This is a genomic window from Roseobacter sp. S87, assembly GCF_055693285.1.
In genome coordinates this window covers 17,730-30,864 of sequence record NZ_JBVFTR010000004.1, presented here as the reverse complement: position 1 = coordinate 30,864, position 13,135 = coordinate 17,730, and the positions used below count along the sequence as shown (strand labels likewise).

The window sequence follows — 13,135 nt, the reverse complement described above, 5'->3', positions numbered from 1 at the left end:
ACCACCGGAGGGCCGCCCGTGAAACTGCGCGATCTCGACATCATCGTCACCGCCCCGCCAGCCCCGGGCTGGGGCGGCCGCTACTGGATCCTGGTGAAACTCACCACCGACAACGGCATCACCGGCTGGGGCGAATGCTACGCCTCATCCGTCGGGCCCGATGCCATGCGCCACGTGATCGCGGATGTCTTTGAGCGTCACATGGACGGCGAAAACCCCGAAAACATCGAACTGATGTTCCGTCGCGCCTACTCTTCGGGGTTCACCCAGCGGCCCGACCTCACGGTCATGGGGGCGTTTTCCGGGCTCGAAATCGCCTGCTGGGACATCCTGGGCAAGGCACGCGACCGCCCCGTCTGGGCGCTGCTGGGCGGGAAAATGAACGACCGCATCCGCGCCTACACGTACCTCTACCCGCTGCCGCAGCATGATCTCGCGGCCTTCTGGACCTCGCCTGACATGGCCGCAGAAAGCGCGCTGGCGATGGTAGAGAAAGGCTACACAGCCGTGAAATTCGACCCCGCCGGGCCCTACACGCTGCGCGGTGGCCACATGCCGGGTATGCGCGACATCAGCCAGTCCGTCGCCTTCTGCAAAGCCATCCGCGCCGCGGTGGGCGACCGCGCCGATCTGCTCTTTGGCACGCACGGGCAATTCACCACCGCTGGAGCCATCCGGCTGGGCCAGGCGCTGGAACCATACGCCCCGCTCTGGTTCGAGGAACCGATCCCGCCCGACGCCGTAGAGGAAATGGCCAAAGTCGCCCGCGTCGTGCGAGATCCCCGTGGCCACCGGCGAGCGCCTGACCACCAAGGCCGAGTTCGCGCCCGTGCTGCGCAGCGGAGCCGCCACAATCCTGCAACCGGCCCTGGGCCGCGCAGGGGGCATCTGGGAGATGAAGAAAGTCGCCGCCATGGCCGAGGCCTACAACGCACAGATGGCCCCGCACCTTTACGCAGGCCCCGTGGAATGGGCCGCCAATGTGCACCTCGCGGCCTCGATCCCCAACCTGCTCATGGCCGAAACGATAGAGACCCCGTTCCACGACAACCTGATCCGCGGCACGATCCGGGTCGAGGACGGTTTCATCACCCCGCCCGACACCCCGGGCCTCGGCATCGACGTGGACGAGGCCCTCGCCCGCGCGCACCCCTACACCGGCGACGGGCTGCACCTGCAGATGCAGGAAGCCCCCTGCGACTATGTGAACGGCAACGACTTTGAAGGCGGCGCCCCGGCCCCGCGCGACTGAATGGGGCGGCGCGCCGGAGGCAGGTCAGGCGGGCGCGAGTGTCCGTTTTGAGCCCAATTTGCCGAATGCTGCAGGACGCATGGATGTCCGCTTCTTTTTTGTCTACCTAGCGCGTAGTCGGCTCATCGTGACAGGCGTGATCCCCAAAAAGGATGCTATCAACGCATGAGTGAAAATGTCTTCATAGCTGGGGTATGCTTGGCGGAACCAGTTAAGCCGCTCCGCCCCGCCAAGAGCGGCGAGACACCATTCGCGCTCCGCCTTTTCACTCAATGCGTCTCGTAGAATACCATTTGCCCAGTTTTGGATTGGTTCAGATTCAATCATCAGCTTTGTAAGCTGGCCAGTATCGATCCAATAAAGCGAGGCCTCTTTGGTTGCCTGTATGGATACAAGGGACACTCCATCCCGCGTTCGCGCGATGTTCGGCGTGACAACGCAAGGACCTACATAGAGCCCAACGCATACTTCCTTGCCCTCTTGATCACATATGCTGCTGGACAGGCACCCATCCAAAAGAATGAACTCATCAGATTCAGGTTGTCCTTGGTTGGCAAGGCGCGCGCCTTTGTTCACACGCTTGGCTCTCCAATGAGACGCAAAACCGTCTGCCACACTCATGTCAGACAGGTTAGGTGACTGTGCGAGAAAATTCCGTAGTTCCATCTTGGTATGCCTTATCAAATGATAATGCGTGGGGTCTCAATCAAGGGCAACTTGGCACAAATCAAGGAGGTCCCAAAATGGTTCACACACTTCTTTCAAGGTACACCGGGTTTGCCGCAATTGGCTGCGGGTTGATTGCTATTGTCATCTACGTGCTGATGATCACCGTCACGCTTGCCCACATCGAAGCTATCTCGGGGCAGGTGCCATTCGACATGCGGCCCTTCGGGTACGGTCCCTCGGATGCCGCGACGCTTCTTGAAGCCCTAGGTGCAGAAGGGCGCGCGTATTATCTCAGCCGCCAGATTCCTCTGGATACGCTCTATCCGGCCTTGCTCGCGCTCACACTGAGCAGCACCGTCTGCTGGTTTGGGCGACACATGCCCAATAGTATATTTGTCCGTCTTGGCGTTGCCCTCGCGGTCGGCAGTGCGCTGTTCGATTATTTCGAGAACCTAGGGATCGTGGCGATGATCTACGGTTGGCCAGATGTGTCGGGATCGTTGGTCTACGCCGCCAGCACAGCGACAATCGCCAAGTCCGTCATGACAACCCTCGCTGTGATACTCGTGCTTGCGGCGGGGCTGATCTGGGCTCGCCTGCCCAAAGCGGACGTTGCTGCCTAGGTGAGTAGTGTCCGCTTCGTCCGCAAAGCGGCCAACACAGTCTCCGACCATAAACCTGGGGCATCCAACCGACCTGCAGAAGCGCCGTTCCGAGGGGTGGCGCAATCGCGCCGCCCCGTGGGGGCGGAACGGCGCGGCGCAACAGTGCCTGTTGCGCGGGTGCCATGTGCCAGGTCGTTTGCCTCACGCGGTCGAGTGCTTCAGCGGCGAATGATCCCCAAAAAGCCAGGCCCAATAGTCCCACCCAGCCCCGCATTTCTTCACTCCTCAACGTGGTCCCGGCTCATCTCTGACCGCCGCGCTGATCAAGCACCTCGCTGCCTAAACCGCGGCTCTGCACAGTTCACACACCCGTAACTTTTACGCAGCGCACGCTCTGTTACTGTGCCGTCCCCTCGCAATACCGACCAGAACACCGACGTAATACCGACGTGATACCGACTTCGGTTTCTCCCTTCTTTTCAGGGTCTTCGGGCTTTTGCCCGCCCCGGGGCCCCATTGGTCAGTGTGGTGTTGCGCGTACGCTGCCTTTACCTCTGATCCGTCAGGTGCGCGCGGCCTCGAACGCGGCCCAGACCCCTTCGAATTCGTCAAAGGTGATCTGCCTGCCCTTCACCGCATCAAAGACAATTGTCTCCGACCGCATCAGCGTCGCTATCGCCTCCTCCAGCGCGGGTACCACATCCTCCGGGATCACAACAGCGCCGTGCCGGTCTGCGTGCACCAGCGCGCCGGGGGCAACGGTCATGCCGTGGATTTCCACCGGCTGATCAAAATCCAGCACATGCACAAACCCGTGGCTTGGCCCGATGGACCCGGCCACCACCGGAAAGCCTTCGGGCAGGTCGCCGAGGTCGCGCATGACCCCATCCGTCAGGGCACCCGAGAGGCCGAACGCCTTGTGAATATTGGTGTTCACCTCGCCCCAGTAAGCGCCGATCGCATGGGGCACATCCATGTCCTGCACGACCGCGACACCAGGGCGCGAACCCTCTGACATATAACGGTAATACGCCATACGCCGGGCTCTGATCACGTCTGCGGGCTCATCGGGCGGGGTCACCGCGCGTATGCGTGCCGTGCGGGCGTAACCGACCATCGCGCCGCCCTCGGGAGCGGAGCACAGCATGGTGCCGCGGGTGAAATCATCAAAGCCACGTTTGCCCTGCGCGACCTCAATCGCGTTGCAGACAGTCGGCGTATCGACACGGCGGAGTATTTCCATGAGTTCGCTGTTCATATCTCTCTCTTCATTTCTGCGGCAGGGCGTCCCGCACGGCCTGCGCCATTTCCTCCGGATCTGATCTGCCGTCCAGCTTCAGCACCGGCACCTTCCAGTCCTCCCAGACATGGGGATACCCGGCAAACCCCCGCTCATCGATACGCTGTGCGCGGACCTCTTCGGGGATGAACACATGCACGATCAGATCAGGCTCCGGCCAGAGCGCACGCCCCGCTGCGCTGGCATTCACCGCATCACAGACCACATCGTGGCCCAGCGCGGTCAGCTCTTCCGCTTGGGCTGCCGCCGCGCGGTACCCTGCATCAATGGCGGACGGGGGTGCCAGGTCACTCTCGCGGATCGCTTTTTCTATTGTGTCCACGCGCAGGTGCACTGCCTGCCCACCACCGCACAAAGCGCGCGCCAGCGTAGACTTGCCGCTGCCGGGCATACCCGAAAGCACAATAATCCGCCCCATCAGCGCGCCGCAGCCAGTGCCGCCCCCTGTGACAATGCCGAAAGTTTGGCATAAGCAATCTCGGGATCGACGGCACCGAAACCTGCAAATGTGCCGAACCCGCAGTCAGAACCGGCAATGACCCGGTCGGCCCCCACAATGGCGGTAAACCGTTCAATCCGCTGGGCGACGACCTCAGGATGCTCAACGAAATTGGTCGTTGTATCGACCACACCCGGCACCAGTACCTTGTCATCCGGGATATCCGCCCGCCGGTCACGGAACACCGTCCATTCGTGCGCGTGACGCGGATTTGACGTCTCAAACAGCACATAGCGTGCTTTGGCCTGCATCAGCGTATCGAATACCTTGTCCATGCCAATGTCACAGGTGTGCGGCCCCTCATAGTTGCCCCAGCAGATGTGGATGCGCACCTTGTCCTGCGGAACGTTCTGCAGCGCGTGGTTCAGCGCCTCCACGTGTCCGGCCGCAATCTTCAGAAACTCTGCATCGGTCAGATCGTTGAACAGCATATGCCGTGACAGCGCGAGATCCGGGCAGTCCAGCTGCAGGTCAAGACCCGCGGCCGCAATCGTCTCATATTCTTCACGCATCGCGTCCGCCAGGGCGGCAAGATAGGCATCCCGGGTGGCATAATGTTCGTTCTGCAGAAACAGCGATATCACACCGGGACTGGCCGCATTCATGAAGCCGCGCGCAGCTCCATGGTCGGCCATACCGGCTTTCAGGTTCGCGATGTCCTTTTCCAGTTCGCCCTGCCCTTTGGAGCGGACCTCTCCGGTGCACATCGGGCGTGCGTACTGCGGCGTGCCACCCTCGTCCGCGAGGCGCTTGAGAAAGGTCGGGAACTGCTTGAGATCCGCAGGCGCATTGCGTTTGCTGTCGCCGGAAAAGCCGGTGTAACGGTCCTTGACGTAAGTCGCATAGGATATCTTGGACGTCTCCCCATCGCTGACGATGTCCACACCCGCATCCACCTGGCGCTTTACGGTCTCGGATACAGCCGCCGTCATGGCAGCATCGAACGCCGCTGGATCGTATTCGTTTCCATGTTCACGCGCGAAGATGAAATCCACCACCTCCTGCGTCCGGGGCAGCGAGCCTACATGCGTTGTTCTGACCATCCCCGGTCTCCTTTTTTGTTGCCGGCCCGCCCATGAGGCAGGCCATTCTTCTGTTACACCGGAGGCGCCTGCCGCGCCATGAACCACAGGTTCAGACGCCACATCCCCCATGCCAGCGGGATAGCAGCAAATCCACCGATCACCCAGGCCAGCGGTTCATCGTAGAAGGTCTCGAAAACCTGCGTGTAGGCATGGATACCCGCAAATGTCACACCTGCATTGAAAAGTCCGCGCATATTGCGGTGCGCCGCCACGAAGATCACCGCCGCCAAGGCCAGAGCCCAGCCGACCGCGTATACATGTTCGCTGATCACAAGCGCCGTCGCCCGGAAAGCTGTCATGGCATCGCTCCATGCCTCGTAACTCATGCCAGAGCGCCACGAATTCTGGCCCGGCCCCCAGACGGTCTGCCCGACGGTATCCCCCCACAGGCTGCCGACCAGCGCACAGAGATTGGCGACGACAAAGCCCATCATCACGTGGATGCGTGCATGTCGGGACGTGCGTTCAGTGCCCACTTTCGAGAGCCACAGCATCAGTGCGATGAGGCCCGTCATCTGCAGGATCGAGAGCGTGGATTCGGGCGAATAAAAGACATAGGCCGCTTGGAAATAAAACGTGCCTGTGTCCAGCGCCTGGGCAAAGGGCGCGATGGCGAGCGCCGACACAAACCGAACATCGGTGAGCCAGCCCGCGCCTGCAACGACCGCAGCGGCATAGAGCCAGAAGACCGCAACGGGCAGCCCACTGAGATCAAAATCGCTGATCAGTATCCCCAGACCTGTCAGGTGCAGCGCAACGGCCATCAGCATCACAGCACCGGTCACGAAACCGGTGGTCAGCCGGGCAGTCACAAACGCCCAGGCAGCAGCGGCACCCGCCACGAGCCCTCCGAGCGTCATGACGATGCCCGCGATCTCTTCATATTTGTCGATAAGCTCGAAACCGGCGCCGCCCAGCAGCATCCCCGCCCCGATCAGCGCTGCCGCATTGCCGAACATCGCGTAGATATCCGCCCCCTTGCGCAGCGTTACAACGCCTGCCATCACCAGAAGCGCTCCGGAAACAGCCACTGCAAAAGCATTCGCCAGCCAGAAGATCAGCCCGAAGGTTGCAGCCAGAATACCGGCGCAGAGCAGCGTGTTGATGGCCATTGTGACCATCGCCGCGCGTGCCCGGCTGTGGATGATTCCCGCAGCTGACCGGGAGATAACACCCTCTTCCACAAGCATTTCTGTATCAGCAATCGTATACATCTCTCACTCCATGAACATCGTTCATGAACTTGATAGTAAATTTGCAGCTGCCGTTCAAATCATTTTTTGAACAGTGTTCATTTTTCTGTCCATGTGGCTCCGGCCGGGTCATCTGTCGCCACAATGTGGTATAGCCCTGCGTCACCGGTCATCGACGGCACAACGCTGTGCATCAGGTTTTCCGGTACCGACATCGTGTCGCCGGGTGCCAGTGTGGCCGTCCCGCCTTCCCAGGTGACCCGCCAGTGCCCGCGCACCGGCATCAGAACCGAAGGTTTGTCATGCGCATGCATCGCGTCAGTGGCTGAGGCGCGGGTGACAAATTCCACCTCAAACCCAGGCCGGTCGCGCAGCATACCAGCCTCGCCGATGACCTTTGCCGGCGCGCGGTCGGCCATCGCGACCATATCCCAGTAGCGCGCCACGTAACCCGGTACGACATCAGCCGACGCAGGTTCGGGATAGGCCGTGAGATCTTCGTCGCTCAGCAGCGGCATGGGCTTTACACCTTCCGGCAGCGTCTCACCTTTCTTGCTGTCATAGAGTTTGCCCTGTTCCGACAGAACAAGCCCGTGCGCCTGTGCGTCCTCGATCACCTGCGGGGCCCAGATAACGCCGCCGCCGGCATCATCGCCGCCCAGAATGGCCATGATCATCCCGTAATCATCACCGATATTCTCAAAGCCGCGGAAAATTCCCGTCGGGATGTTAAAGATATCGCCCTGCTCCAGAACAACTTCTCCCGCGTCACCCCAGCGCCCCCAGAAGAACCGCCAGCGCCCGGAGAGCACAAAGAACACCTCCGCCGTGCGGTGACTGTGCAGACTGTTGCGGCATTTCGGTGGCTGTCCGGCAGCCCCGATATTGAAACCATGCGGCAGGGCAATATGCACATGCTGGTCAGGGCTCTCAGATACACCACCACCGATGATCGTAAAGTTCTCCTTCTGATCACTTCCGGGGGTATGCGCGTCAATAAAGGCGGTTTTGCAGGGCTGCAGATCACCGTATCGCACGATACGGGCTTCCATCTCGGCTGGTGTCATTTCTCTTCTCTTTCGTTGTCGGCCCGCAGCCTGGCGATCTCGGCGACCAGCTCTGCGTTCCGGGTTTCCAGGCGTTCCAGTTCAGGCGCGACCAGAGCCGCGATCTCGCTGGTGTCAAAACGGGGTGTGATGAACTGCGGACAGTTCCAGTCAAAGGCCACCACACGGATTGTCAGTACGCGCTCGACACGGCCTTCGCCCTCTGTCGCAAGCCTTGCTGCAAGCTCCGGATCCGCATCAGCGGGGATCATCGTGGCATGGCCCTGCAGTTTCAGGCGGGCTTTGCGCGGGTAATCCATTGCAAAAACAGACACCCGGTCGTCTCCACGCAGGTTGCCGGTTGTGATGTACTGGCGGTTGCCACGGTAGTCCGCAAAGCCGATCGTCGTTCCGTCCAGCACTTTCATGAAACCGCGCGGGCCGCCCCGGTGCTGGATATAGGGCCAGCCGCTTTCCGACGTGCTCGCCAGGTAAACCGATGTCCGCGAGGTCAGAAAGGCCGCCTCATCCGGACCCAGCGCATCCGGCGCCGGGGCCTCTGCGATACGGCTGCACATGTCACGCGACCCCTGTGCGATCTGCTCGGCCGCCACCGCCGGCGTGAACATCAGTTTACCGAAGCTCTCCACCGGTCAGCCTGTCTGCAGCAGAATCTGCTTCCAGACCGCTGTCTCATCATAGATCACATATTCCCGCCGCAGTCCCCATGGACCGAACTCCGCGTGACAGATGCCCATCAGGTAAATGTCCGCGCCTGTCGGAGCGCCGAATGTGCCCCAGCCGCTGTGCTTACCCGTCAGCGACCAGCGCAGGGCGGCACGGGGCGGCATCAGCGGATCGTCGCGCCCGATCTGATGATCAATCCGGAATACGGCGTCCGGGAACGAGGCGCGCAGGCCCATCCAGAACTGATCGACCGCCGGATGGCTGTGCGCGCTGATACCGCCCGGGTATTCCGCATGCACCGCACGGTCATACTCTGTGGGGATAGCAGCCATATCCGCGCCCATGATCCGCGTCAGGATGTCGGCGTACTTCTGGCCCCATTCGTTGTCGTTGCCACGCCCTTTGTACGGCCCGGGCTGGTCAATTGCCGGGCTGAACGGCTGAACGCAGTTGTCGGGTCCGCCCTCTTTTTCAATGAGGTCAGCGGCGTATTGTTTGGGGTCCACACCAAGCTGGCGGACAATAGCGCCCTGATCGCGGATCAGCCATTCATCGTTGATCTGGTTGTTGATCGCGTGACAGTCCGCAAGGATGCGGTAAACCAGCGGTTTGCCTGTCGCTTTGCCATAGACGCCGTCCCGCATATGGGTTGCCGTGCTGAGCAGGCGGTGCGAGGACAGCATGCCTTCCTCGGGCGTTCCGGACCAGATCACATCCTCGCCCAGCAGCGTGCGGTCCGGGAATTCCGCCAGTGTTGCCATCGTGGCACCGATGACATTCTGATTGCCCACCACGACAGACGCCGGTGTGCGCACCACGATATCATCTGAGTAATACCGGTGCAGCGTCGAGATCCCCCGGTCCTCCCAGATCTCTTTGGTTATGCCCAGGATGTAGTCGGGAAAATCCCTGAATTTCGGATCGAAACCTTGCACAGTCTTATTCCTTCGGTTTGCGGGCGGAGCCGCGGACAATGAGGGGCCCGTCAAGGGCAACACGCCGGGGTGAGGTGTCGGCATCGGCAAGCCGGTCCATCAGCACGCTGACCGTCTCGGCCACCATACGGTTGGCTGGCTGGCGCACCGTTGTCAGGTCGTAGCTGGGCCAGCAGGCAAGTGCCACGTCGTCATATCCCACCACGGACACATCCTGTGGAACCGACAGGCCCAGTTCAAAGCGCAGCACGTCCATCACCGCAAAGGCCATATGGTCATTGGCCACAAACACAGCATCCGGACGGTCGGGCGCTGTGAACATCTCGCGCGCCACCGATCTGGCCTTTTCGAAATTGAAGTCAGCGGCCTTCCGGTCAAAGAGCGATTGGCCCGCCGACCGGAGGCCATCAATGAACCCGGCTTCGCGGTCGATCTGGGTCGAGGCACCTTCCCAGCCGGCGATATGCGCGATGCGGCTGTGACCCCCCGCAACCAGAAACTCTGCCAGTTTGCGTCCCCCTTCGACATTGTCGGAGGTCACGCTGGACAGACGGTCATCATACTGGTGCCTGTTAAAGAGCACGATGGGGATGCCCAGACCCTCGCAGCGTTCGGTCAGATCGTTGGACAAACCGACCGAAGCCGCGATGATGGCATCAACCTGGTAATCCAGCAGCTCGTCGATAACCGTCTGTGTCGCTTCGTGGTCGTTGGAGGCCATGAAAACGAGCACATGATACCCTTTGGCCTGGAGCGCCTTGGACAGACGTTCAATCGCTTCGGGGTAAAACTGGTTTTCCAGATAGGCAACGACCAGCCCGATGATCCGGCTGCGCCCGGTAATCAGCGAACGCGCGATGACATTGGGCCGGTAGCCAAGCTGCGCCGCAGCCTTGCGCACTTTTTCCGCGGTACGCTTGCTGACGGAAGCGCCGGGCGTGAAAACACGGCTGACCGCAGAGCGGCTGACCCCTGCCCTTTCGGCCACTTCCAGAGAAGTCACCTTACCCATGGCACACCCCGTACGGGACCGTATGCACCCGCGTCCGCATCAACCCGCAGTCCAGCCGCCATCGATCAGCATCGACGTACCGGTAATCATCGCAGAGGCATCCGAGGCCAGAAAAACGGCTGCGCCCATGATGTCCTCAACCTCGCCCACGCGGGGCAGTTTGATCTTTTCCATGATCCAGGCCAGCCGCTCGGGGTTGGAGAATGTCCCTTCCGTCAGGGGCGTGCGGATAAAGGTCGGGCAGATCGTGTTGATCCGCACACCGGCCTTGCCCCATTCAATGGCCATCGCTTTGACCATCCCCTCAAGCGCATGTTTCGAGGCACAGTAAACCGCGCGGTCTATGCCGCCCACATGGCCCATCTGGCTTGAAATATGAATGATTGACCCATTCCGCCCGGTCCGGATCAGCGCATCTGCCGCGCGGGCCGACAGGAAATAGGCGCTGCGCAGGTTGATGTTCATGACCGCATCAAAATCCTCCGGCGTCGTCTGCGTCGCAGGGCTGTGCCGGGCCAGGCCCGCGGAATTGATCACCACGTCAAAGGGGGTATCAAAAGCGGCCCCGACAGCATCAAGGTCCGTCTGATCCAGCGTCATCGCCTCTGCAGACAGGCCCGCGGCAGATATTGCGCTGACTGCGTCCTTCAGCGGGCCAGCGCGGCGCGCGGCACAGACCACATGCGCGCCTGCTTCGGCAAGCGCCACAGCACATCCCAGCCCGATTCCGGACGACGCCCCGGTCACCAGTGCCCGCCTGCCGGTCAGATCAAAACGGGGGGCTCGGGCAGTCCGGTCACAGTGCCACTCCTGTCTCCGGATCAAATCCGGCACGCACCTTGTTGAATTCACGCATCCTTGCCAGCACATCCACGCCAATCTGATCATACATATGCAGCAGATCCACCATAACCCAGTTTTCCCGGATCAGGTCCCCTTCGAGCCGCCAGAAATCCAGGCTGCGCATCGCAATCTTTTTGCACGGTGGCGCGATGCCAAGCCATCCGCCTTTGGTGATCGACTGATACATGTTCGGCCAGCCGGTCACGGCGGCATAGTGCCCCTCGCCAAAAAAGTGGTATTCGATTTCATCGAGGTATTGTCCACGGTCCGGCATGGCGTTCAGGAACGGTATCTGATGCCAGTTCCGAAAACCGCTGATCCCCCGCCCCGTCCCGATGCCCGACGGGCCATACCAGGTCATCTTCGGATGCCAGAAGCGCTCCATCTCCATGACTTCCGGCCCACCCTGAGAGGGGTGCCGTTTCATATGGTTGAGCATGTCGATGATGCGCGCGCAGGTACGGCGCCCGGCCTCTTCGCCGTCCGGCCCCTGGCTCAGCCCGTCACAGGTCGCAGGCCCCGGCACATGCCACTCCCGCCCGAGCGATGGCGACATAGGCCAGGCGCCCGCCTGCATCATCACCTCCGGGATATCCCACAACGCCTGCATCTCCACGATGCGACCATCCTCGATACGGTAGAATTCGTGAAAGCGCAGGTGCACCATATGGCCGGTGGGCGGAATATCCAGCCAGGGTGCCGCGAACGTGCCGCAATAATAGCCACCGCAGCCGATCCAGTCGGCCCCTTCGGGCGTTGCCCCCGAAATGACGATGAAATCACGCCGCTCCAGATCCGGCAGCGCCTTTGCCAGCGGCATCACGGCACCTTCCATCCAGGCATCTGTCCCGGTGATGGTTTCAAACGGGAACGCGAGGCGAAAGACCACATCAGGCGCACAGGCCTGTTTCAGCGCCGCGCGCAGTTTCTGCGCGTCGAAATCATACATCGCGGCCCGGACCGGGGCGATAAGATCTTTCTGGGATGCGTGATGGTCGCTCATGCGCGCACCTGTTCCTTCATTCTGTCAAAGAGATCGACGCCCATCTGCGCAAAGAGATGCACCATGTCGACGAAGACCCAGTTTTCGGTGAACCGGTCCCCTGTGCGCAGCCAGAAATCCAGCCCCGACACTTCAATCGGACTGCCGGTGGCTGCGTGACCCAGATAGGGACCGCCATGCGTGCCAATAACCCCCATGGGGCCGGAGGCCGCCAGCAGACGATCCTCTGCAAAAAGGCTCTCCAGATGCATCACCTTGCGGTCCGGAAACGCCCGGAGCCAGGGCTGCTGATGCAGTTGTTCGAACTCACCCAGCGACAGGCAGGCCCCGATACCACCCGGACCGTACCACTTCACATTGGGGTGGAAAAAACCCGCCATGCCCATGCTGGACAGATCCTGCTCGTCAAAGCTGTTCAGCCCGCCAAAAATGAACCGCCGCCCGAAATCGAGCGTTTCTGCTGTTTCGGACACATCCTGTTCACCCACGAGAACGCCGTCATAAGCCGTGGGCGCGGGATAGACATGTGCCGCCCCACGCGGCGGAGGCAGAACGGGCAGACCGATCTGGTCGAACCAGTCGACAAAGTCCCAGATGGTCTGGGCATGCACGATCCGTCCGGCATCATCAAAACGCAGAAAGTCGCCCCAGCGGATCCGCAGTGTCCTGTCTGTGGCCGGTATCCCGAATGCAGAGCCGGTTGCCCGACCTGTGTAGTATCCGGTGCCTGCAACCCACCAGCTGCCATCATCTGCGCCGCTTTCATGTGCCGAGGATTGGCCGCCCATGAAGAGGTGCGTCTGCCGCTTCAGACCAGGGATCGCCCGGCGCAGCGGCGCAAACAGACGCTCGACAATGTCTGCGCCCGATGCACAAATCCCGACCGGTTCCGGTCCCTGCCAGTGCGTGACGTCCGACAACAGGGACAGCGCCTGCGCCGGATCATTGTCCAGTGCCTGCCAGAGCCTCAGCGCCGTCTCTTTGTTTCGCTGGTTTTCCTGCACCC

The 13,135-nt window shown here is 61.3% G+C and carries 13 protein-coding genes and 1 pseudogene; 2 read left to right on the top strand and 12 right to left on the bottom strand.

Annotation, left to right across the window (positions count from 1 at the left end):
- The first annotated feature begins 18 nt into the window (after positions 1 to 18).
- Positions 19 to 1,252, top strand: a pseudogene (locus ACZ1HA_RS00980) (mandelate racemase/muconate lactonizing enzyme family protein).
- A 102-nt stretch (positions 1,253 to 1,354) separates the two neighbouring features.
- Here the strand turns inward: ACZ1HA_RS00980 and ACZ1HA_RS00975 are convergent.
- Positions 1,355 to 1,918 carry a Crp/Fnr family transcriptional regulator gene (locus ACZ1HA_RS00975; protein ID WP_472712521.1) on the bottom strand — a complete coding sequence of 188 codons (564 nt, stop codon included), beginning with the start codon at positions 1,916 to 1,918 and terminating at the stop codon, positions 1,355 to 1,357.
- A gap of 77 nt (positions 1,919 to 1,995) precedes the next feature.
- On the opposite strand from ACZ1HA_RS00975, the gene ACZ1HA_RS00970 reads away from it, so the two are divergent.
- A complete protein-coding gene (locus ACZ1HA_RS00970; RefSeq protein WP_472712520.1) occupies positions 1,996 to 2,544 on the top strand; it encodes a hypothetical protein in 549 nt (182 codons plus the stop codon).
- A gap of 544 nt (positions 2,545 to 3,088) precedes the next feature.
- Here ACZ1HA_RS00970 and ACZ1HA_RS00965 read toward each other — a convergent pair.
- The 11 genes from ACZ1HA_RS00965 to ACZ1HA_RS00915 form a co-directional block, all read right to left on the bottom strand.
- Positions 3,089 to 3,784 (bottom strand): RraA family protein, encoded by a 696-nt coding sequence (locus ACZ1HA_RS00965; RefSeq protein ID WP_472712519.1) that lies wholly within the window; start codon positions 3,782 to 3,784, stop codon positions 3,089 to 3,091.
- 10 nt (positions 3,785 to 3,794) lie between these two features.
- On the bottom strand, positions 3,795 to 4,244 hold the full coding sequence (locus ACZ1HA_RS00960) for a P-loop nucleotide/nucleoside kinase family protein (RefSeq protein WP_472712518.1): 450 nt from the start codon (positions 4,242 to 4,244) through the stop codon (positions 3,795 to 3,797).
- Complete coding sequence (locus tag ACZ1HA_RS00955; protein WP_472712517.1) at positions 4,244 to 5,368, bottom strand: cobalamin-independent methionine synthase II family protein; 1,125 nt, start codon at positions 5,366 to 5,368, stop codon at positions 4,244 to 4,246. Before ACZ1HA_RS00955 ends, ACZ1HA_RS00960 begins: the two co-directional genes overlap by 1 nt.
- Positions 5,369 to 5,421: 53 nt before the next feature.
- Positions 5,422 to 6,624, bottom strand: a complete 1,203-nt coding sequence (locus tag ACZ1HA_RS00950; RefSeq protein WP_472712516.1) for a hypothetical protein — start codon at positions 6,622 to 6,624, stop codon at positions 5,422 to 5,424.
- Positions 6,625 to 6,701: 77 nt separating this feature from the next.
- Positions 6,702 to 7,670, bottom strand: a complete 969-nt coding sequence (locus ACZ1HA_RS00945) for a cupin domain-containing protein (protein ID WP_472712515.1) — start codon at positions 7,668 to 7,670, stop codon at positions 6,702 to 6,704.
- Entirely contained in the window at positions 7,667 to 8,278 is a 612-nt protein-coding gene (locus ACZ1HA_RS00940) for a pyridoxamine 5'-phosphate oxidase family protein (protein WP_472712514.1), read from the bottom strand. The genes ACZ1HA_RS00945 and ACZ1HA_RS00940 overlap by 4 nt, the downstream gene beginning before the upstream one ends.
- Positions 8,279 to 8,302: 24 nt before the next feature.
- On the bottom strand, positions 8,303 to 9,271 hold the full coding sequence (locus ACZ1HA_RS00935; protein ID WP_472712513.1) for a nuclear transport factor 2 family protein: 969 nt from the start codon (positions 9,269 to 9,271) through the stop codon (positions 8,303 to 8,305).
- 4 nt (positions 9,272 to 9,275) lie between these two features.
- Complete coding sequence (locus ACZ1HA_RS00930) at positions 9,276 to 10,283, bottom strand: LacI family DNA-binding transcriptional regulator (protein WP_472712512.1); 1,008 nt, start codon at positions 10,281 to 10,283, stop codon at positions 9,276 to 9,278.
- A 39-nt stretch (positions 10,284 to 10,322) separates the two neighbouring features.
- Positions 10,323 to 11,030: an SDR family NAD(P)-dependent oxidoreductase gene (locus ACZ1HA_RS00925; RefSeq protein ID WP_375228798.1), complete on the bottom strand. Its 708-nt coding sequence runs from the start codon at positions 11,028 to 11,030 to the stop codon at positions 10,323 to 10,325.
- A gap of 49 nt (positions 11,031 to 11,079) precedes the next feature.
- Positions 11,080 to 12,129, bottom strand: a complete 1,050-nt coding sequence (locus ACZ1HA_RS00920; RefSeq protein WP_472712511.1) for an ester cyclase — start codon at positions 12,127 to 12,129, stop codon at positions 11,080 to 11,082.
- On the bottom strand, positions 12,126 to 13,133 hold the full coding sequence (locus tag ACZ1HA_RS00915; protein WP_472712510.1) for a nuclear transport factor 2 family protein: 1,008 nt from the start codon (positions 13,131 to 13,133) through the stop codon (positions 12,126 to 12,128). Before ACZ1HA_RS00915 ends, ACZ1HA_RS00920 begins: the two co-directional genes overlap by 4 nt.
- Positions 13,134 to 13,135: the final 2 nt, after the last annotated feature.